This window comes from Chromatiales bacterium, assembly GCA_024234935.1.
GTDB lineage: Bacteria > Pseudomonadota > Gammaproteobacteria > Steroidobacterales.
Window position 1 is genome coordinate 191,904 of the sequence record JACKNI010000002.1, and the last position, 21,343, is coordinate 213,246.

The following is a 21,343-nucleotide window of genomic DNA, read 5'->3' on the forward strand; positions in this document are numbered from 1 at the left end:
ACAAGACCGAACAATTCACCCGCCGTTTGCAGGATTTGCTCGCTCCGGCCTCCTCCCCCTAGTTAACATGCAGCCTGCAGTACAGGCCTGTGCTGCAGTAAAGAGGGCCGGCCCATGGCGGAATATCTCGAAAGAATACTGAAAGCGCGTGTCTACGACGTTGCGATCGAGACGCCGCTCGATCCCGCGCCACGCCTGTCTGCCCGGCTCGCCAACGAGATCCTGCTCAAGCGCGAAGACCTGCAGCCGGTCTTTTCCTTCAAGCTGCGCGGCGCCTACAACAAGCTCGCACAACTCACGCCGGCCGAGCGCGCTGCGGGCGTGATCTGCAGCTCGGCCGGCAATCACGGCCAGGGCGTGGCGCTGGCCGGCCGTACCATGGGCATCCGCGCCGTTATCGTCATGCCGACCACCACACCGACGATCAAGAGCGAGGCTGTGCGTGCGCTGGGCGGCGAAGTCGTGCTGCACGGGATCACCTATGACGATGCCTACGCGCGGGCCCGGGAGCTTGTCGCAGCCGAAGGGCTGACTTTCGTCCATCCCTTCGATGACCCGGATGTGATCGCCGGCCAGGGCACGATCGGCATGGAGATCCTGCGGCAGCATCAGGGCTCCATCGATGCGATATTCGTACCCGCCGGCGGCGGCGGGCTGATCAGCGGCATCGCGCTGTATGTGAAGGCACTGTATCCGTCCATCCGGATCATCGGCGTCGAGCCGGAAGAATCCCCGACCTTGCACGCAGCGCTGCAGACCGGCCATCCGGTTACGCTGGAAAGCGTGGGCATCTTCGTCGACGGCGTGGCCGTCCGCCGTGTCGGCGACGAGACCTTCCGCATCTGCCGGGAACTCGTCGACGAGGTGATTCTGGTCAGCAATGACGAGGTCTGTGCCGCGATCCGCGATGTCTTCGAAGACACGCGTGCGATCATGGAACCGGCCGGTGCGCTCGCCGTAGCCGGCATCAAGCGCTGGCTGGGGGCCAATCCGGGCGCCGGCCGGACCTTCGTCGCGATCAACAGCGGCGCGAACGTGAATTTCGACCGCTTGCGCTACATCGCCGAACGGGCCGGTATCGGCGAGCACCGCGAAGCACTGCTGGCGGTCGAAATCCCGGAGCGCGCCGGCAGCTTCCGCAATTTCTGTGAAACCATCGGCAGCCGCTACATCACCGAATTCAATTACCGCTACGCCGACAAGGCGCGCGCGCATATTTTTGTCGGCGTGGCACTGACTGGCGGGCTCGCAGAGCGGGCGCAGATCATCGCCAGCCTCGAGGAGCGCGGCTATCCGGTCGTCGATCTCAGCGACGACGAGCTGGCCAAGATGCACGTACGCCACATGGTCGGCGGACTCGCGCCCGGTCTGCGCGACGAGCGGCTCTACCACTTTGTGTTTCCGGAGCGGCCGGGCGCGCTGCTCGGCTTCCTGAAAGCGCTCGGCAATCGCTGGAACATCAGCCTGTTCCACTACACGAATCCCGGCTCGGATTTTGGCCGTGTGCTGGCCGGTATCCAGGTGCCCGATGCGGAACTGGAGGACTTCCGGACTCACCTGCGCGCCACCAGCTACGAGTTCCGGGAAGAGACCGCCAATCCGATCTACCGGATGTTCCTGGCCGGCGACTGAGCCGGCATCAGCGGGTCCGCGTCACAGATCAGACGCAGCCAGCTGACTCTCACGCGCGCGCCTCTTTTCCAGCCGGTGCATCCACAGACTGCCGCCGACCACGCCCATCGCCACGAAGAGCACCAGAATGGTGGCCAGTGCGTTGACGTCCGGGCTCACCCCGAGCCGCATCTTGGAGAAGATCACCATCGGCAGCGTGCTGGAGCCAGGACCGGCCACGAACTGCGAAATCACCAGGTCATCCCAGGAAAGGGTGAACGACAGCAGCCAGCCCGAAGCGATGGCCGGCAGGATCAGCGGCAAGGTGATGCGAAAGAACACCTTTGCCGGCCGCGCACCCAGATCCATTGCTGCCTCTTCCAGCGAATCGTCGAAACCGGCGAGCTGCGATTGCACGATCACCGTCACATAGGCCATCGCGAAAGTCACATGGGCGATGGTGATGGTCAGCACCCCGCGCCCCTTCGGCCAGCCGAGCAGTTGCTCCATCGAGATGAAGAGCAGCAGCATGGACAGGCCGGTGATCACTTCCGGCATGACCAGCGGCGCGGTAGTCATGCCCGACAGCAGGGTCCGCCCCTTGAACGGCCCGAAACGCGCGAGCACCAGTCCGGCCAGCGTGCCCAGCACCACGGCGATGCTTGCCGTCATCGCGGCAATCCTGATCGACAACCAGGCGGCACCGAGGATCTGCTCATTGCTGAACAGCTCGTAGTACCACTTGAGCGTCGGCGAATTCTGCGCATCCCAGACCGTGACCAGCCTGGAATTGTTGAAGGAAAAAACCACCATCGAGAGGATCGGTATGTAAAGGAAGGCAAAGCCGATCAGCAGCGCCGAAGTGGACACCACACGGCTGCGCATCAGCGTCGCGCCTCCAGCTCGCGGCTCTGGATGCGCTGGAACACCATGATCGGTGCCACCAGCAGGATCAGCATGCAGATTGCCACCGCGCTCGCCACCGGCCAGTCGCGGTTGGAAAAGAACTCATCTGCCAGGACCCGGCCGATCATCAGCTGGTCGGCGCGTCCGAGCAGCGAAGGAATGACGTATTCCCCGACCGCCGGAATGAACACCAGCAGCACGCCCGCGACGATACCGGGAAACGACAGCGGCAAGGTCACGCGCAGAAAGGTCTTCAGGGGCCGCGCACCGAGATCTGCAGCGGCCTCGACCAGCGTCTGATCGTGCTTTTCGAGATTGGCATAGAGCGGCAGGATCATGAAGGGCAGATACGAATAGACGATGCCGATATACACCGCGAAATCCGTCTGCATCATCGTGATCGGCGTATCGATCACACCGAGCGCCATCAGCACATTGTTGATCACACCATTGCTCTTCAGAAGTCCGATCCAGGCGTAGACGCGCAGCAGGAAGGATGTCCAGAAGGGCAGGATTACCAGCAGCAGGAATACGCTGCGCCAGGTGGGCGTGGATCGTGCGATCGCGTAGGCCATCGGGTAGCCGATCAACAGGCACAGCAGTGCCGATATGGCCGCTACCCTGACCGAGTACAGGTATGAGGTGGCATACAGATCGTCGGTCAGCAGGAACGCGTAGTTGCCCATATTGAGCTTTATCGCAACGACCTGGTTCCCGGCCCATTCCAGCAGCGGCGCATAAGGCGGCATCGCGATCCGCGCTTCGGAAAATGAGATCTTGAAAACGATCAGGAAAGGCACCAGAAAGAAAAGCAGCAGCCACAGGTATGGCATCGCGATGACGAGCTTCTTGCCCGTCCAGTGCGTCAGCACATACTCGGACCAGCGCGGTGGCGCGAGACGGAACAACAGGGCCCACAGTGGCCCGACGCGGCCGCTGGCCAGCCGGGCGCTCAGTGCGGGATAGTGCCGGTCATCGCTCATTGCGTCAGGACGATGGCGCTCGATGAATGCCAGGACAGCCAGACCGCTTCATCCCAGCTGATCCGGTCCTCGGACTGACGGACGATGTTCGGGCGCGTGACCCGCATCATCCGCCCGCTGTCGATCTGCACCAGGTACATGGACATGTCGCCCATGTAGGCGATCTCCTTGACGATGCCGTGTACGACATTGTCCTCCGACGGCGGTCGTTCCCGGCCGATGTTGATCTTCTCGGGACGGATCGCGGTCCATACCGTTGCGCTCGGCGCAGCGCTGATGCCATGGTCCACATACACATGGCCACCGAGTTCGTCGGACTGGATGCGTACATGGTCCGGCTCGTCCTCGATCAGCCGCCCCTCGAACATGTTGACCGAACCGATGAAATCCGCGACGAAGCGCGAGGACGGAAATTCGTAGATATCGGGCGGCGTGCCGACCTGGACGATCTCGCCACGATTCATCACACCGATCCGGGTGGCAAGTGTCATGGCCTCCTCCTGATCGTGCGTGACCACGATAAAGGTGACCCCCAGGCGCTCCTGGATGCCAAGCAGCTCGAACTGCGTCTGCTCGCGCAGCTTCTTGTCGAGCGCACCCAGCGGCTCATCGAGCAACAGCAGCTTCGGCCGCTTGACCAGCGAACGTGCCAGCGCGATGCGCTGCCGCTGTCCGCCGGACAGCTGATGCGGCTTGCGCTGCGCATAGGGCGTCATCTTGACGATATCGAGTATTGCCCCGACACGCTCGCTGATTTCCGCGCGATCGAGTTTCTCCTGTTCCAGGCCAAAGGCGATGTTCTTCCATGCCGTCATGTGCGGGAACAGCGCGTACGACTGGAACATCATGTTGGCCGGACGTTCGTAGGCCGGGATGCCGGCCATGTCCTGGCCATCGATGAAAATGGAACCGGAAGTCGGCGCATCGAAACCGGCCAGCATGCGCAGCAGGGTTGTCTTCCCACAGCCGGATCCGCCGAGCAGACAGAAGATTTCGCCCTGATTGATGCTCAGCGTGACGTTGTTTACCGCAACGAAATCGCCAAACTTCTTGGTGACTCCGTCGAGGCGCACATATTCGTGCACGGTTTCAGCGGCCGGTCTTGAAGCGCGTCCATGATCGCGTCAGAAGACGCGTGAACCCGGGCGTTTCGGCCAGATCCGGCACCAGCCTGGTCTTGACCTCCGCAGAAGGATAGATGCTCGGATCGTTGCGGACTGCCTCGTCCACCAGCCCGTATGAGGCCAGATTGCTGTTTGCATAGTTCACGTAGCTTGAGTTGCGGGCCGCGATTTCCGGCCGCAGCAGAAAGTCGATGAACAGGTGCGCATTCAGCGGATGCTTTGCATCCTTCGGAATTGCGAGCATGTCGAAGAACATGATTGCGCCCTCTTTGGGCAGACCGTAGCGGATCGTGATCCCCTTGCCGGCCTCTTCGGCGCGATCGCGGGCCTGCAGCACGTCGCCCACCCAGCCGAGCGCCAGACAGATCTCGCCATTGGCGAGATCGTCGATGTATTTCGATGAATTCACATAGCGGATCGAGGGTCGTATCTTCATCAGCACGTCTTCTGCGGCCTGGAGATCGGCCGGATCCTCGCTGTTCGCATCCTTGCCGAGATAGATCAGCACGGTGCCCACAACTTCGGACGGAGCATCCAGAACCGCGACACCGCAGTCGGCAAACTTCGACACGACGGCCGGATCGTAGAACATCTTCCAGCTGTCTACCGGGGCATCCGGCATGCGCTGCCTGATCATGTCCACGTTGTAGCCCACGCCGGAAGTACCCCACAGGTAATTGACCGAATACTTGTTGCCCGGATCGTGAAGCGCGACACGGCGCGTGATGTCCGGGTCAAGGTTCTTCAGGTTCGGCAGCAGCGTGGTGTCCAGCGGCTGGAACACGCCGGCGGTGATCTGCCGCTCGAGAAACGAAGCCGATGGCACCACGATGTCGTAACCCGTATTGCCGGCCAGCAGCTTGGTCTCGACCACCTCGTTGGAGTCGAACACATCGTAATTGACGTGAATGCCGTACTCCGCCTCGAATTCCTTGATCACGGCATCGTCGATATAGTCCGACCAGTTGTAGACGTTGAGGACCTTCTCCGCATCGGTCTTTGCCGCGGAAGTCGCAGGCGCCGATGTTGCCGGCGGCGCAGCGCTGCCGGCCTCGGGTTTCGGGCCGCCGCAGGCGCCGAGCAGCAAGGCGATGGCAAGTGCAATACCAGTCTGGCGTGTAGCGCTGTACATGTCCGATCTCCCCCGATGCGGTTTCGAATCCCTGCAGATTCCGGTCTTTATAGCGCAGCCATCCCGCCGGGGAAAGGCAGCTGTCCGGTACGCCCGGAGCGCATCGATCGCCTGCCGCTTTTGCCATGGAACGTGCTACCTTTTGCGTTGCTTCAAACACCGCTTCAGGGGGAATATATGCGCAGTCTTTCAGTCTTCCCGGCACTGGTCATCCTTGGCATGGTGACGGTGGCCCAGGCGGAAGTCACCGGTACCGCAGCGGTGACCTCCGACTATGATTTCCGGGGTGTCTCGCTGAGTGCCGAAGACCCGGCAATCCAGGGCAGCATCGATTACGCCCACGAGAACGGCTTTTATGCCAGCGCCTGGGCGAGCACCCTTGATTACGGCTCCGATTACGACGGCTCGCTCGAACTGGATCTCAGTGCCGGTGTTTCCGGCGAAACGGAGGTCGGCATCGGCTGGGATGTCGGGCTGGTCTGGTACACCTATCCGGGCAGCAACTCATCCGACACCAGATCGAAGATCGAGGACTATGGAGAAGCCTATCTGGGCGGCAGCTACAAGATGTTCGATGCCAAGGTCTGGTATGCCGACGACTATGGCGATACCGGTGACAGCGCCTGGTACACCGAACTCAATGCCAGCTTCGATCTGCCGGCCGGCCTGACACTGGGCCTGCATTTGGGCCAGAGCTTCGGCGACTACTGGGACGCGGTTGCCGACGCTGCAGAAAGTGACCTTGAAACGACCGGCATCGACGGTGACTACACGGACTGGTCAATCGGTCTGGGTTATACAGTCGGCAACTTCGACCTGAATCTGCGCTATGTCGATACCAACACGGATTCAGAGCTGCAGGTCAACAACGACGCCTTTGCCAATGACAGCCGGGTAGTCTTTACGGTATCAACCGGCTTCCCCTGGACGAACTGATGCGACGGCAATAACGGCAATCGGGGTGTGCCCCTAGCGGGCCGCCCCGAATTCCTTCTTGCAACTGGTGCAGGCAGGTGCTGTCATCAGCGGCTTGTACAGGGCACCGTCCAGCGCAGCCGACCAGAACCAGCGGTTACCGCAGTCCGGACAACGGATATGCAGGCAGCCGAAAGCGTAACCGACGACCGCGAGGATGGTGCCCACCGTCCACGACATCCCGGCGCCCTCGAACAAGGGCACAAAACTCCCGGCCAGCAGCAGAAGCATGGCCAGCGCCAGCTTCCAGAATTGCCCTGTCCGCGTCACCACTGAATCCGGAAACATCAACCCCCCTGCTGCCAGCTACTTGCCGGCCTGAATCAGACTGCGCTTCAACCCGACCGGCATGCGCTTGATTGCCGCCTCACGTCGCAGCGCCGCACTTCGGTCCTCCGCCGACTCGCAGTGCACCAGTTCGACCGGGCGACGCGAGCGGGTATAGGCACTGCCCTTCCCGGCATTGTGCTGCCCGATGCGTGCATCGAGATCCCTCGCAATTCCGGTGTACAGACTCTGGTCCGCACACCGCACAATATAAACGTGCCACATCGCGCTGGCTGGCGTTCCTGTCACAAAACAACGGCAACGAGCTTATCGGAAGCGGCCATGCCCGGGCAAAGTCCGCAGCCGCTCGCAAGAAACCTGCGGCCGCTCAGTGCTCGCTGGCACTCCCGTCCTGCCGGCTGGGCTCGATACCGAGCAGCCGCAGCAGTCGCGCCGCACGCTCGCTCCCGGTGGTCAGCCAGAGATCGTACAGCCGCAGGATATCGCTGTCCCGGCTGGATCCAGCCACATCGCTGTCCCGGCTGGATCCAGCCACATGGCGAACTTCAGTCAGTACGTCGACGAGGTCCACAAAGCGTGCCGAGAGTTCCGCATAGACGGGAGCGATCGCCCGCCCGCGCGTGCTGGATGGCAGGGACACGGCGAGGCAATGGTACGCACCACCCCCCATGCGCGCGTAGTAATTGATGCCAACCGGTGAGCGGTCAAGGCAACCTGCCATGAAGCCGGCCACAAACAGCGCGACATCGCCGAGCCGGCGCAGCGCCATGTTGCGCTCGTCACCCGACGGCGCCCCGGCAGCATCAGCCAGCATGAGCGCCAGCGGCTGCAGACGCGGGCCTGGCGGCATCTGGTCGTATAGCGCTTCGGAACGGACAAACATGGTCAGCAGATTGACCACGTAGTGTGCCGTATGCGCATCCACCGCGACCTTGTTCGAAGCCATCGCCGCATCCACCGAGTCGCGAAAGAATTCCTGCAGACTTGGCACCGGCACCAGTTCCGGCTCTCGATTCACCGCTGACATGCGCTGGGCTCTCCCCTCGCTGGCATGAAACGGTTATACCGCCAGACTGAAACCGGCTGCGTGATCATCATCACGGGAATCGGAACGCAGGAGCGCCTTCCGTGGGAGCACCATCCGTGGGAGCGCCTTCCGTGGGAGCGCCTTCCGTGGGAGCGCCTTCAGGCGCGATTCTTTTGCCGGAATGTCGCGGCTGAAGCCGCTCCTACCCGCTATCATCACGGGAATCCGGTGTCAGCTGGCCAGGCCTGCACCCGGCTGCCAGGATATTTCGGTGACCTGACAGTCATTGACATCGTGCTCGAAACGGAACGCGACGAATTCATCGGGACGCGCCAACGCCAGGCCGACGACAAAGGACAGCCCGTGACCACGTCCGTTGGTGTCCTGATCGCACTTCACATAGAAAGCACGGCGCGGCGTATCGCCGGCCAGCAGTCCGGCAGACTGTGACTCGGACAGGTAACAGCTGATCTGTTCTGCAACCGCCTGCCAGGTCTCCGGACCCGAGACCTGGATCGCCGCCCAGCGGGTGTTGTGCGCGATGTTGCTGGCAGTCATCACGGCGCGACGGCGCACGCTGAGCTGCCGCCACTCGCGATGTGTACTGTTGCTGCGTGCGAGGGTCACATCGCCCGAAAAGGAAATGAAGCCGGGCGCTGCAGGCCGGAGCAGATTCACGCCGCTGCGGGCCAGGATGCGCGCATCTTCAGCATCCGGCTCGACTGCCAGGCGCGCCCGCGATCGCAGCAGAAACGGTTCCGGTTCTACCCCGGCTGCCGCAGGCCGCGAATCACTCTGTTCCGGCAGCCGGTCGCGGGCGGCGAGCATCCCGGCGATGGCGCCCAGCGCACTCAGCGGTCGAGATGGCCCGCCATCGGTGGTCGCCCCGGCCAGCAGCGGGAAGTAGGTCATCACGTTCGGACTGGCGAAAGCGCTGTTCCGCTGGCTGCGCGCCACATCCTCAACCTGCGACCAGTGCGAAGGCGGATCAAGCAACAGGATCGCGTTGCGCTTTGCACAATAACGCTCGGCCGCAAACAGGCCGACCGGCCCGATATCGGTATCCGGCGCCCCGGACAACAGGCAGACGAGATCGACAAAGGCGACCAGGTTCAGTGCATGGAGTCCGGTCGACTCCTGCGCCGAACCGATCAGGTCGTAATCGGTGGGCACACCACTGTTGCGCCGGTCGCCGCTCGCATACACATAGCCGACTGGCCCGATGCCGTTCGCGCCGGGTGTGACGAAGGGCCGCGCCCGTGGCGGCTCGCCGGAAAGGCGCAGCAGCGCGGAATCGGCGAGCACTTCGCCGACATAGCCGTTCTCATCCGGCACGATCGACACGCCTCGCCAGATCTCCTGCTCTTCGACCAGCGGGCTCGACGGCGAGCGGATCCGCTGCACGGTGAGATTGAATCGCCAGAGATCATCGGCCGGCACATTGTCGTAATCCACCGCGACCCTGAGGTATTCCAGCGGACCGGGATTGCGGGCAGCGAGGTCGAGCGAACCACCCGGGCCTGGCAAGCTGAGCCGGTTCGGTGAGCCGGAGCGCGGCACCCGCACCACGATCGCGATGCGCCCGCCGTTCTCGAAGTATTGACCGAGTATCCATTCCATCCGGCTGTGTTCAGCCGGTGAACCGAAGCGCCGGCGAAATTCAGCGACACTCCCGATGGCGACCGGGATATGTGCGGGACCGCGGGGTGCAGGACCCACAAAGGCAGTCACCGTCTCGCGCTGCAGTGGAATTGCTTCCTCTCCGGTGGGCGATTCAACGACTTGTATCTGTTCCGGCAGACGATCAGACACGTGCATACCCTGAAAAGCGCGGGCCGAGCAACGGAGCCAGGGCAAGGCCGGCGACGAATCCGCCCACGTGCGCGCTGAAGGCGATGCCACCGCCAGCCGATGAAGGCAGGTTCGCGTAAAGGAGCTGCAACAGAAACCATGCGGCCAGCACGACGAATGCCGGCAGATAAACCACACGCATGACGATCACCACCGGAACGATCACGCTGATCTCGGTGCGCGGGTGCAATACCAGGTAGGCACCGAGGATGCCGGAAACGCCGCCGCTCGCGCCAACCATCGGCACAGATGATGAGGGATCGGTCCAGGCCTGCGCGAGTGCTGCGACCACTGTACTGACGATGACGAGTACGGTGAAGCGGCCCGACCCCACCGTTCGTTCCAGCTTGGGACCAAAGACCCACAGATAAAGCAGGTTACCGAGCAGATGCATCCAGCCGCCGTGCAGGAACATATAACTGATCAGCGTCGCCGGCGGCGGAATCACCGGAACGTTTTCCGGCAGGGATGCCCCGCCGAACAGCAACCCGGGCACAAAAGCCAGATTGACCGGCACGAGCGGCTCGCCACCCCCCAGATACAACTGCAGCAGAAAACAGGCGCAGAACAGCGTCATGAAGGTGAGGGCCGCCATCGCAGGCCCCTGACCCTTGCTGCCGTCACTGATCGGCAGCATGGCGATCCGTCGTCTGCTTTGCCGACTCCGCCGGGCTCGCTTCTTCTGCCGGCGGCGTCGCGACATTCACCACCAGCCGCGCCTTGTTGGCCAGTGTCTGCGCATCGGCAGCCGGGTGCAGCAGCGGCACCGGGAAGCCGCGCGTCGCGCGCACCGTGTCAGCCAGCAGCACCGGATCGAGCTGTACCTGCTGCACACCGGTGCGCCGGGCTGCCTGTTTGAGTTCTTTGCTGATCCGGGCATCAAGTCGCCTGGCCAGATCACGCCGGTCATCCTCCAGCGCCGAATGGACCTCGAGGTAGAGATTGCCATCACGCCAGCCCAGCAACTGCGGCTCGTTGATGATGCGCACCGGAGTGCCGACTGCAACCTGCGCAAACAGCGTTTCAATGTCTTCGGGGAACAGCTGTACGCAGCCGTGACTGACGCGCATGCCGATCCCGGACGGCTTGTTGGTGCCATGAATCAGATAACCGGGGAAACCGAGACGCATGGCATAAGCCCCCAGCGGATTGTCCGGCCCGGGCCCGACTCTGGCCGGCAGCGGATTCCCCTCGGCGGCATGCTCCCGGCGGATCGAAGCCGGCACCGTCCAGACCGGATCCTTCTTCTTGGCCACCACCCGGGTGGTGCCGATCGGCGTCTGCCAGCCTTCGCGGCCGATGCCGACCGGATGAGTGATGACCACGCGCGGCTGGCCAGCTGCGGGTTTGGGAAAATAGAACAGCCGCTTGGCACCAACGTTCAGCACGATACCTTCGCGAGGCACATCCGGCAGCACAAATTCTGTCGGCAGCACGATGCGGGTACCGGCACCCGGCAGCCAGGCATCGACACCGGGGTTGGCATCCACGAGTTCATCAAAACCCAGGTCGTAGGCACGCGCGATATCCACGAAGGTGTCTTCGTGGCGCGCCACGATCACCTGCAGCTCGCCAACGACATCGCTGCCTTCACTCAGCGTGAAGCGGCTGCTGACAATCGGCGGTTGCTCGGCAGGCACCGCAACCGGCGGCGGTTTCTTCAAGGCCCACTCCGGCGTCTCGAACAACGCGCAGCCGCCGACAGCAAGCGCGAGACCGGACAGCAGCGCCCTGGAAAGAAACGCCCTCATGGCTGACACCCCGGTTTCTTCCCGGCTGCCTGCGCGTCGTTGTACAGCTTGAGGGCCGCGGGCAGCTGCCGGATGAGGTCCTGGATACGAGTATCACCGGAGGGATGCGTGGAAAGGAACGGCGCCGGACCGAGCTTTGACTTCTTTGCCATGTTCTTCCAGAGCTGGATGCTCTGTTGCGGATTGAAGCCGGCCGCTGCCATGTACTTCAGCCCGACCACGTCGGCCTCGCTTTCCTGTGCGCGACCGTAGGGCAAGCTCAGGCCGAGCTGTGCGCCCATGGACAGCAGCTGTCCGGTGGCCTGCCCGCCGCCCAGCACTGCCGAGCCCGCGATCACACCGGCTTGCGTGGTCATCTCCCGGTTTACACGACTCAGCGCATGCTGCTGCGTGACGTGCGCCACTTCATGGCCGATCACGGTCGCAAGCTGGTCCTTGTTCTCGGCCACGTTCAGGATCCCGGTGTACACGCCGATATGTCCTCCCGGCATCGCAAAGGCGTTGATGTCTTCGGACTCGAAGACCTCAACATCCCAGTTCTTGTCTGAGTAGGGGTGCTCGAGTTCCCTGATGACCGCCGCAGAGACGCAGTTGATATACGCGCGGACCTGCGCATCGTTCGACACCATCAGCTCCGCGCGCATCTTTGCGAACTGCTTGCCGGACTCGGTTTCGAGTTCCGACTCGCTCGCCAGCGGTAGTGCGCAACCCGCCAGCAGCGCAGCCAGGACAGCGACAGCAACGAAAGAGCGGCTGCGCATCAGCATTCGGGACAGTGCCTGCATGCATTCACCTCGCAATCAGTGAAACCGGCTTTCCTGGTTGCGCTGCGACAACCAGAGCGCAGCCTCATCGACGGTCACCCGCATGGCCGAAAGCACGCGCTGCTGGAGCGTGGGCTTGGCGTGGAAGCTGACATGATAAAGATCCGCCGATTCCATCGCGCGAATCAGGTAGTCGTCGCTCGTCTCGAGCGCATCGACCAGACCGAGCTCCTTTGCCTGCGTCCCGTACCAGTGCTCGCCGGTAGCGACCGCCTCGATATCCAGGGCCGGGCGATGGCTGGCCACCATGTTCTTGAACAGGGCATGCACATCCTCCAGTTCCTCGCGCAGCTTGGCGCGATCCTCGTCGGTATTCCGGCCGAACATCGTGACCGTACGCTTGTAGCGCCCCGCCGTCACCTGTTCGAAGTCCACACCGCGCGCATCCAGCAGACGGTGAAAGTTGGGGATCTGTGCAATCACGCCGATGGAACCGATCACGGCGAAGGGCGCGGCGATGATCTTGTTGGCGATGCATGCCATCAGGTAACCGCCGCTGGCTGCGCCCTTGTCCACGATGACCGTCAAGGAGATTTCACGGTCGCGCAAACGCCTGAGCTGGGAGGCCGCGAGGCCATGTTCGTGCACCGCACCGCCAAAGTTCTCGACGCGCAGCACCACCTCGTCCTTGCTGCGCGCCACGGCGAGTACCGCGCTGATCTCTTCGCGCAGCGCCGTCACGCCAGTCGCGCGTATGTCACCCTTGAAGTCGAGCACGAACACGCGGCGGCGGGCTTCGGCCTCGTCAGCTTTCCCAGCGGCGGCAGCCGCTTCCTTGTCGTGCTGTTTTTCAAGCTTGAGCGCCTTGCGCAATGCGGCCTTGGGCAGCAGGGCGCTCTGCAGCTTCCGGGAACGCTGCCGATACTTGTCATTGAGTTTCTCGACTTCGAGACCCGAAGCCGCATGGCCGCGCCTGGACAGGCCGAAGACCAGCATCGCGACCGCGGCGATTGCCGCGACGATCGTGACGGCCTTGGCAAGAAACAAGCCGTAGTCGAGCAGAAAAGCACCCATCGTCCGCTACCTTCTTCAGCCCGCCGGCAAGCCGACGTTGTTGCCCTCAAGCGCACGCTCGGCCCGGTAGCTCGAACGCACCAGCGGCCCGGATACGACTTCCATGAAACCCTTCTCCAGCCCCAGCCGCCGGTAAGCGGAGAATTCGTCCGGATGCACGAAGCGGATCACCGGCAGGTGATTGACCGTGGGGCGCAGATACTGGCCAAGCGTCAGCAGGCTGACACCGCTGGCGCGCAGATCATCCATGGCCTGCGCCACCTCCTCCTCCGTCTCGCCCAGACCCAGCATCAGGCTGCTCTTGGTGAGAATCCGGCCGGGCAAGGTCGCGCTGACATCGCGGGCATGGGCAAGCACCGCCAGCGACTGATCGTAGCCGGCGCGTGCATCGCGCACGGCTGGCGTCAGCCGCCGCACCGTTTCCAGATTGTGTGCGAAAACCTCCAGGCCGGCGCTGACTACTGTGGCAACAGCCGCCTTCTGACCGGAGAAATCGGGCGTCAGCGCCTCCACCGCGGTGGCCGGATTCCGTGCCTTGATGGCCCGGATACAGTCGGCATAGTGAGCGGCACCTCCATCGGGCAGATCGTCGCGGTCTACCGAGGTGAGAACCACATACCTGAGTCCCATGAGCGCTACCGAGCGCGCCGCATTGGCGGGTTCCTCCGCGTCGAGCCGGCCATGTGGATTGCCGGTGTCCACGGCGCAGAAGCGACAGGCCCGCGTGCAGATGCCGCCCATCAGCATGATGGTGGCTGTGCCATTGCCCCAGCACTCACCGATATTGGGACACATCGATTCTTCACAGACCGTGGCCAGACGATGCTCGCGCACGGTGCGCTGGACTTCCGTATGGCGGCCGCCGGCTGCAAGCCGCACCCGCAGCCAGTCGGGTTTCCTCGGCTGCGCGGTCTCGACTGCCGCCTTGCTGCGCTTGATGCCGTTCCGGACGGCGACCACGCCCTCGGGAGTCCGGTACTTGGTACCGGTTTCGATGGGGATGCCCTTGAAGCTGCTCATGCCGGGCATTGTAGCCGGGACAGCCAAAAAAAAAGCCCGGCACAAGGCCGGGCGAATATAGGGGGAAGGGTAAAGTCAATCCATCAAGTTGCGTCAGGACTGCCTAGTGAATTCTTGACCAGTTCAGAAGCTCGACCTCTTGCTGGTCACGGTGGAAATTCTCGGCAAGCACTGCCTCGATCTCGTGAGGCTCCAGCACCTGGTTCACGGCATGGCTCAGCTCGACAACACCACTGTATTCGTCGGCGAACCCCGGCTCGGCGGAGCGCAGCAGGAAGCGTGTGTAGTACTTCGCGCGCATGGCCTGAACATTAGGCAAAGGCGCGCCGGCATTCCGTGAACGGCGCCACAGAATCGGAACGAGGGGGGGGGTGGCCGGCAAGGCCGGCAGAAGCAGGACTTCTTGTGGACAGGATCGGAGCGACTGTCAGTTGCTGATCAGCCAGCCTCCAGCCGGGCGTAGGCTTCCAGCCACTGGGCTTCGAGCGCGGCGTGCTGTGCGCCAACTTCGCCGTGCCGTGCGGTCAGCCGGGCGATCTCGTCCGCATTGCCGGCGTAGAGCGACGGATCCTGGAGACTGGCCTCGAGTTGTGCGAGATCGCCGCCAAGCACCGCGATGCGCTGTTCGAGTTTCTCGATCTCCTTGAGATGCCTGCTCCGCTTCGGGTCAGGCTTCGGTTGCGGTGTGGCTTTCGGTGGCGGGCTGACCTTCTCCGGCTCGGCCTCCTTCTCCGCTTTGGCCGGGCGCGCACGCAGCCATGCTGCATATCCGTCGAGGTCCCCGGCAAAGGCTTCGAGCTTGTGATCGGCCACGCGCCAGAAGGTGTCGCAGACCAGACCGATGAGATGACGGTCGTGGGATACCAGCACGATCGCGCCATCGAAATCAGCCAGCGCCTCGGCCAGCGCCTCGCGCATGTCCAGGTCCAGATGGTTGGTCGGCTCGTCGAGCAGCAGCACGTTCGGCTTGCGCCAGGCGATCAGCGCCAGCGCGAGCCGGGCGCGCTCGCCGCCTGACATCACATCGACGGACTGGAAGGCGCGTTCGGCCGGGAAGTACCACTTGCCGAGAAAGCTGCGCATTTCCTGCGTCGTGGCCTCCGGCGCGATATCACGCAGATGATCCATCGGCGTCGCGCCTTCGCGCAGGCTCTCCACCGTGTGCTGTGCGAAATAGCCGATGCGCAGGTCGCTGTGCACGCGGCGCTCGCCGCCGAGCGGCGGCAATTCGCCGACCAGGGTTTTTACCAGGGTCGATTTGCCGGCACCGTTGGGACCGAGCAGCGCGACGCGGTCGCCGGCTTCGAGGCCGAAACACACATCGCGCAGGATCGTCACGCTGCCTGCTGCGGTTGACTCCTCCCCGGGCAGATGATCTTCGCTGGCATTGACGGCCGAGGCACGATATCCGGCCTCGACGTGATCCAGCCGGACGAGAGAGAACGGCAGCTTTGCGGGCACCTCGAAATTGATCCACAGCGAGCGCTCCGCGCGCACCGCTTCGGTGCCGCTGAGCTTCGCCAGGCGCTTCATCCGCGACTGCGCCTGCTTTGCCTTGCTGGCCTTCGCCTTGAAGCGGTCGATGAACTTCTTCAGATGCTCGCGTTCCGCCTGCTCTTTTTCGAAGGCGATCTGCTGCAGGCGCAGGTGCTCGGCGCGCTGCCGCTCAAAGGCGGTGTAATCACCCGTATACAGTTTTGCCCGCTGCTCGTGCAGATGCAGGGTGTGTGTACTGACCCCGTCGAGAAATTCACGATCGTGGGAAATCATCAGCAGTGTGCCGGGATATTTCAGCAGCCACTGCTCCAGCCACAGCACGGCGTCCAGATCGAGGTGGTTGGTGGGCTCGTCGAGCAACAGCAGGTCGGACGGGGTCATCAGCGCCCGGGCCACGTTCAGCCGTACCCGCCAGCCGCCGGAAAACTCCGCGACCGGCTTCAGGTGGGTCGAAGCGGGGAAACCCAGGCCATGCAGCAGCCGCCCGGCACGCGCGGCCGCATCGTAGCCGTGCACCTCTTCCAGCCGCTGATGCGCCTTTGCAACCGCTTCGTAATCCTCGGCCGCCATCGCTGCGGATTCGGCGCAGATGGCCGCCCAGACCTCCGTATCACCGGAAATGACGAAGTCGATGGCCGGATCCGGCAGCGAAGGCGTTTCCTGTGCCACGCTGGCGATGCGGATCCTGCCCGACAAGTCGATGTCGCCCTGGTCGGCTTCGAGTTCACCCTGGATCGCCGCAAACAGGCTGGTCTTGCCGCAACCATTGCGGCCGATCACACCGACCCGGCAGCCGGCGTGCAGGGACAGGTCGATACCGGACAGCAGCAGATGCTCGCCACGCCGCAGGGCAAGGTTTCGGAAGGTAATCATGAGGGCGCGGATTATAGCCGCGAGGTTGCCGGTTTTCTTGCAGAATATCCCGGTCTTTCCGAGGGCTCATGTGATGCGGATGGTGTTCAGCCTTGGCGTCCTGCTGGTGGCCGGCATTTTGTTGCCGGAGATGGCAACTGCCGTTACCGCGGACGACCCCTTCAGGGGCGTAATGGCGAGCCGCGCGCAGGCCGAAGCCGCCGATGCTGCAATGCTGTCGCCCGACAACTATGCGGCAGCAGTCAAGACCCTGGAGCGCGCCCGCCGGCAGGCAGAATCCGGCCGGGCCACGGCGACGCTGAACGAAGACATCAACGAGGCTGATAACCGGTTTCGCGCAGCGATCGCGGCGGCACAGCTGGCGCAAAAGACCTTCGCCGACGTCATCCGTGAACGCGAAGCAGCGCGCAGCGCGGATGCGTGGCGACTGGTTCCCGAGCGCTGGCTGAAGGCCGAGCAGGACTTCAAGGCGGCAACGAAGCGCCTGGAAGATGGCGGCCTGAAAAGCGCGGATGAACTCGGCGTCGTCGCCGCCAACGGCTACCGCGAAGCACAGCTGCAGGCGCTGCGCAGCCGTTACCTGTCTCCCGTACGCGCCCTGCTCGTTGAAGCCGGGCGGATGAAAGCGGCCCGGTACGCCCCGCAGACGCTGGCCGAGGCCAACGCCAGGCTCGCGGAGGCGGAGTCTGCACTCGCCGCAAACCGCTCGCAGCCCGAACTGGCGGCACCTGAAATCGAAGCGGCCCGGCTGGCAGCCGCGCATACGCTGCATCTCGCTACGGCCATACGTCAGGTCGATACGGACGAACAGACCATCGAAGATCTGGTCCTGTCACTTGAGCAGAGTGTGCGGCGCATGGCCGATGCAGCGGGACTGCCCGCGGTCAGCATTGCCGGCGATGCAATGGCAACCGAATCACTTGTGACGGGTATGAGGACTCTGCGCGCACGGGCCGAAAGCGCCGAGAACGAACTCGGCGAACGCGACCGGCGGCTCAAGGGGATGGAAGAAGAACTCCGTGAAATGGATGCGCGTCTCGGCGGAGCAACCACGGAACGTGACCGCCTGCTGATGAAGCAGGCGGCAGAACAGCGCCTGCGCGAACAGGTCAGCGCGCTGGAGCAGCAGTTTCGGCCCGACGAAGCCCGGATCATCCAGACGCCTGGCAAGCTGACTTTGCGACTCATCGGTCTGTCTTTCCCGCCTGGCTCTGGGCAACTCGAACGCAGCGCCGGACCGCTGCTGCAGAAAGTCGGACAGGCGATCGCGCTCTTCCCGCGTGCGGGGATCGTAATCGAGGGACATACGGACTCGGCGGGCGATGCCGAATCGAATCAGCGTCTTTCCGAAGCGCGTGCACAGACCGTACAAAGCCGGCTGATGTCCGAACTGGCATTGCCCGCGGGGCGCCTGCATGCGCTCGGCTACGGGGAAGACCGTCCGATTGCCAGCAACGACACCAGCGCTGGCCGCAAACAGAACCGCCGCATAGATATCGTTATTCAGACGGCCAATGAGGACGCATCACTCTAGACCCGAGAGCCTTCACGCCACCATTCGGCTATCGCTGCACCGCTGACGGCATTCACGAAGTAGCCATAGCACTTGTGTACGTTGAGCCCCTCCTGGCCCCGGAACGGATTGACCAGATTGATCTGGTCCGTGATTTCCGCGACGAGACCAAGCCGGAGCATCTCCGCATAGTCGTCGGCGAAACGATGGCCGAGCGCCGTCAGGTCACCAAGAGCAGCCAGATTCCGCCAGCGGTGAATGCCTTGCGGATAGCGCTTCGCACCATGGGCCTGTGCACCGAGAAGCCGGCGGCGTATGAAACGCGTGCCGAGCGGGCTGCCGAGCGTCAGGAAAAGATCTACGCTGGCTCCTGAATGTCCGGGCTGTGTGGACTGACCCAGCTTCCAGAGTGTGTCCCAGGCGATCACCGAACCCAGACTGTGGGCCATGAGCAGCACCCGGTCACCGGCAGCCCAGGCACTTTGCAGTTCGGCGCCCAGCAAGGCGCGGATCCGGTCCGCAACGCCATCGCGATTTTCGAAGTAGCGCAGCGAGTCATCGATGTTGATACGCGTATCGGCATCGGCCAGCCAGTCGATGAGCAGCGGAATACGGTCGCCCAGGCGATGCAGCAGATACGCGAGACGCCGCTTCGGCGCGAAAATCCCGCTGACCGTCTCACGCGTCGGTGAGGGATCAGCCAGCAAACCGTCGATGCCCGCTGCATCGAGACCCAGGTCGCGGTATTCGGGATAGAAAAGGTGCCCCCAGGGAACGAGACGCAGGCAATCCGGCGTTGCAGACAAGGCCTCGGCCGTCCCCGGATCGGCTCGCCGCACCCCCTCGAACACACACTTGCGGAGCACCGCACGGTGCAGATCCGGCGACGGTTTGGCGCGGATACCCGGAACGTAAAGGATGCGCCGGCCCGGATCACTCATCGTCCGGCCTGCAGCCGATGACGGCGTCGGGCCGTGCCCGGGGCAGCCGCAACCGCCTCAGGCGCGAGCCCGGGATTGCGAAGCGCGGAAGCGCCCCGTCTGTATGTGAGCTGAGCTGGCATCGCGCACGACAACCCGGTTACGCCCCTCTTCCTTGGCCTGATACAGCGCTTCATCAGCAAGCTGTATGGCCCCGGCAAGACTGCGCGCCGTGCCCGGGTTGACGACTGCAACACCGATGCTGACGGTGAGCCACGAGCTGGTCGGTGATTCTGCATGCGGGATCTTGAGCTCTTCTACTGTGTGGCGCAGATGTTCGGACAACTCGCGCCCATGATCACGCACCGGGCCATAGAGCACGACCGCAAATTCCTCGCCGCCGTAACGGGCCGCAAAGTCCAGTGGGCGTTGTGCGCAGCTTGAGATCACTTCAGCCACACGCACCAGCGCATCGTCGCCGGCCTGGTGACCGTAGCAGTCGTTGTAAGCCTTGAAATGATCGATATCAACCATCATCAGCGTCAACTGACTCTGGTCGCGTCGCGACTGCCGCCACAGCCTCTCGATATTGTGATCAAAGCGCCGCCTGTTGTAGAGGCGGGTGAGGCCGTCGCGTTCTGCCAGCTCGTTCAGCAGCCGCGATTCATGAAAAGCCTGGCGCACCGCCGATTCAAGCTGGTAGCAGCAGTAACCGCCGATGATGTTGACTGTCAGCAATCCGACAGCCGAAAAGTACAGCTCGCTGCGCGGGAAGTCCCAGGTCAGCTGTCCCCACATATAACTGCAGGACAAGGCTACCGCCGTGGCCGCTGCGTACCTGAACTGCAGACCCAGCGCGACCCAGACCATGAAGACCCAGGCGACCGTGGCTGCAAAGTGGTATGCCGCGCCGCTCAGGCTGCCGCGCAGGGACAATGAAACGCAAATCAGCCCGAGCAGGAACATCGTCAGCGCAAGCAAGGTCTGCGAGCGACGATAGGAGGCTTCCTTGTAAGTCTGCAGCAGGGTCGCCGTCAGTACCGGCAGCGTAATGCCGAGCATGTACACCGCTGTAGGCCAGGACAGCGTGGCCCACACGACACCGACGATCAGGGAAACCAGGATCAGGGCCGCTGAGGCGATCAGGATCTGGCGAACCTTCGGATAATTGCGCTCCGCGTAGACCTGCCGGAACTCACGCTCCAGGAGATCGCTGAAACGCAGGCGCGCGCCATCCTGCTGCCGCTCGGTCACCATCGAACTGAGGTGGTGATGTAGATCTGGACTCACGCGCGGAAGTACCCGAATTTAATCCGTTTGACCGGTACGACCTTACTCGCCGGGCGCCTGGTTCACTGCGTTATGGTTCACAGTTGGCTGCAGGGCGGCCTGTTCAGCCGCCAGCAGCGCCAGTTTCAGCGGCTGCCCCCAGCGGTAACCGCCGGGCTCGCCATCTGCGCGCACGACACGATGGCAGGGCACCAGTACTGCAACGTGATTTGCAGCAACCGCTCCTGCCACGGCCCGCACGGAACGAGGCGCACCGATCCGTGCAGCGAGCTCGCGATAGGCAATACGGGTACCGGCAGGAATACCGAGAAGTGCGTCCCATACCCGCAACTGGAAGGGCGTACCGCGCAGATGCAGTCGGCTCGTACCCGGGTTCGTGCCCCTGCCGGCCAGCAGGGGTCCGAGCTGGAGATCCGGCTCTGGCACGCGCCGCAGGGGAACCCCGGGCCAGATGGATTGGAGGCGTTGCATGGCCTGCCGATCGTCGTCCGCGACAAATTCCAGAAAACAGATGGCGCCAGCAGTGCTGGCCACCACACAGCCGCCGAATGGTGTCTCGACCCGCGCCGCGACAATGCGGGTTGCCGACGGCGCGATTGCGGCAGCCACCGGCTCGAGAGTGACCCCCGGATTTCGGGCCCGCGGGCGGGATTCCGAAGCAGGCTTTGTCTCGTGGGGAATACTCACAGTGATTCTCCGACCTGGCTTAGCATAGGCGCTACGCATCGATTCATCCGGCATGAC

General features: G+C 63.3%; 21 protein-coding genes. 3 read left to right on the forward strand and 18 right to left on the reverse strand.

Features of this window, described 5'->3' with window-relative positions; genetic code table 11:
- The first annotated feature begins 114 nt into the window (after positions 1-114).
- On the forward strand, positions 115-1,632 hold the full coding sequence (gene ilvA / locus H6979_06245) for a threonine ammonia-lyase, biosynthetic (GenBank protein ID MCP5139437.1): 1,518 nt from the start codon (positions 115-117) through the stop codon (positions 1,630-1,632).
- A 21-nt stretch (positions 1,633-1,653) separates the two neighbouring features.
- Here ilvA and H6979_06250 read toward each other — a convergent pair whose 3' ends face one another.
- Genes H6979_06250 through H6979_06265 form a run of 4 tightly spaced genes read right to left on the reverse strand, consistent with a single transcriptional unit; the run spans position 1,654 to position 5,756 of the window.
- Positions 1,654-2,496 (reverse strand): ABC transporter permease subunit, encoded by an 843-nt coding sequence (locus tag H6979_06250; protein ID MCP5139438.1) that lies wholly within the window; start codon positions 2,494-2,496, stop codon positions 1,654-1,656.
- On the reverse strand, positions 2,496-3,500 hold the full coding sequence (locus H6979_06255; protein ID MCP5139439.1) for an ABC transporter permease subunit: 1,005 nt from the start codon (positions 3,498-3,500) through the stop codon (positions 2,496-2,498). Before H6979_06255 ends, H6979_06250 begins: the two co-directional genes overlap by 1 nt.
- A complete protein-coding gene (gene potA / locus H6979_06260) occupies positions 3,497-4,585 on the reverse strand; it encodes a polyamine ABC transporter ATP-binding protein (protein ID MCP5139440.1) in 1,089 nt (362 codons plus the stop codon). The genes H6979_06255 and potA overlap by 4 nt, the downstream gene beginning before the upstream one ends.
- 4 nt (positions 4,586-4,589) lie before the next feature.
- Entirely contained in the window at positions 4,590-5,756 is a 1,167-nt protein-coding gene (locus tag H6979_06265; GenBank protein MCP5139441.1) for a polyamine ABC transporter substrate-binding protein, read from the reverse strand.
- Between the two features lie 177 nt (positions 5,757-5,933).
- Here H6979_06265 and H6979_06270 point away from each other — a divergent pair, with 177 nt between their 5' ends.
- On the forward strand, positions 5,934-6,692 hold the full coding sequence (locus tag H6979_06270) for a hypothetical protein (GenBank protein MCP5139442.1): 759 nt from the start codon (positions 5,934-5,936) through the stop codon (positions 6,690-6,692).
- A gap of 33 nt (positions 6,693-6,725) precedes the next feature.
- On the opposite strand, the gene H6979_06275 is transcribed toward H6979_06270, so the two are convergent.
- The 11 genes from H6979_06275 to H6979_06325 form a co-directional block, all read right to left on the reverse strand.
- Positions 6,726-7,019 (reverse strand): hypothetical protein, encoded by a 294-nt coding sequence (locus H6979_06275; protein ID MCP5139443.1) that lies wholly within the window; start codon positions 7,017-7,019, stop codon positions 6,726-6,728.
- 18 nt (positions 7,020-7,037) lie between these two features.
- Positions 7,038-7,283: a GIY-YIG nuclease family protein gene (locus H6979_06280; protein ID MCP5139444.1), complete on the reverse strand. Its 246-nt coding sequence runs from the start codon at positions 7,281-7,283 to the stop codon at positions 7,038-7,040.
- Between the two features lie 103 nt (positions 7,284-7,386).
- Entirely contained in the window at positions 7,387-8,046 is a 660-nt protein-coding gene (locus H6979_06285) for a hypothetical protein (protein ID MCP5139445.1), read from the reverse strand.
- Between the two features lie 231 nt (positions 8,047-8,277).
- A complete protein-coding gene (locus H6979_06290) occupies positions 8,278-9,858 on the reverse strand; it encodes a hypothetical protein (protein ID MCP5139446.1) in 1,581 nt (526 codons plus the stop codon).
- Positions 9,851-10,534, reverse strand: a complete 684-nt coding sequence (locus H6979_06295; protein MCP5139447.1) for a rhomboid family intramembrane serine protease — start codon at positions 10,532-10,534, stop codon at positions 9,851-9,853. Before H6979_06295 ends, H6979_06290 begins: the two co-directional genes overlap by 8 nt.
- Complete coding sequence (locus tag H6979_06300) at positions 10,518-11,648, reverse strand: L,D-transpeptidase family protein (GenBank protein MCP5139448.1); 1,131 nt, start codon at positions 11,646-11,648, stop codon at positions 10,518-10,520. The genes H6979_06295 and H6979_06300 overlap by 17 nt, the downstream gene beginning before the upstream one ends.
- Entirely contained in the window at positions 11,645-12,433 is a 789-nt protein-coding gene (locus H6979_06305; GenBank protein ID MCP5139449.1) for a M48 family metallopeptidase, read from the reverse strand. Before H6979_06305 ends, H6979_06300 begins: the two co-directional genes overlap by 4 nt.
- A gap of 15 nt (positions 12,434-12,448) precedes the next feature.
- Positions 12,449-13,486: a protease SohB gene (gene sohB, locus H6979_06310; protein MCP5139450.1), complete on the reverse strand. Its 1,038-nt coding sequence runs from the start codon at positions 13,484-13,486 to the stop codon at positions 12,449-12,451.
- Positions 13,487-13,501: 15 nt separating this feature from the next.
- Positions 13,502-14,506 carry a lipoyl synthase gene (gene lipA, locus H6979_06315; GenBank protein ID MCP5139451.1) on the reverse strand — a complete coding sequence of 335 codons (1,005 nt, stop codon included), beginning with the start codon at positions 14,504-14,506 and terminating at the stop codon, positions 13,502-13,504.
- Between the two features lie 103 nt (positions 14,507-14,609).
- Complete coding sequence (locus H6979_06320; GenBank protein MCP5139452.1) at positions 14,610-14,825, reverse strand: hypothetical protein; 216 nt, start codon at positions 14,823-14,825, stop codon at positions 14,610-14,612.
- Positions 14,826-14,944: 119 nt separating this feature from the next.
- Positions 14,945-16,876, reverse strand: a complete 1,932-nt coding sequence (locus H6979_06325; protein MCP5139453.1) for an ABC-F family ATP-binding cassette domain-containing protein — start codon at positions 16,874-16,876, stop codon at positions 14,945-14,947.
- A gap of 73 nt (positions 16,877-16,949) precedes the next feature.
- Between H6979_06325 and H6979_06330 the strand changes: the two genes are divergently transcribed.
- Positions 16,950-18,410 (forward strand): OmpA family protein, encoded by a 1,461-nt coding sequence (locus H6979_06330; GenBank protein MCP5139454.1) that lies wholly within the window; start codon positions 16,950-16,952, stop codon positions 18,408-18,410.
- Here H6979_06330 and H6979_06335 read toward each other — a convergent pair.
- The 3 genes from H6979_06335 to H6979_06345 are packed head-to-tail and all read right to left on the reverse strand — an operon-like array spanning position 18,407 to position 21,340.
- Positions 18,407-19,330 carry a hypothetical protein gene (locus H6979_06335; GenBank protein ID MCP5139455.1) on the reverse strand — a complete coding sequence of 308 codons (924 nt, stop codon included), beginning with the start codon at positions 19,328-19,330 and terminating at the stop codon, positions 18,407-18,409. The two genes, H6979_06330 and H6979_06335, sit on opposite strands and share 4 nt — an antisense overlap.
- Before the next feature lie 57 nt (positions 19,331-19,387).
- Complete coding sequence (locus tag H6979_06340) at positions 19,388-20,599, reverse strand: GGDEF domain-containing protein (GenBank protein MCP5139456.1); 1,212 nt, start codon at positions 20,597-20,599, stop codon at positions 19,388-19,390.
- Positions 20,600-20,641: 42 nt separating this feature from the next.
- Positions 20,642-21,340: a methylated-DNA--[protein]-cysteine S-methyltransferase gene (locus H6979_06345; GenBank protein ID MCP5139457.1), complete on the reverse strand. Its 699-nt coding sequence runs from the start codon at positions 21,338-21,340 to the stop codon at positions 20,642-20,644.
- Between the last annotated feature and the right edge of the window lie 3 nt (positions 21,341-21,343).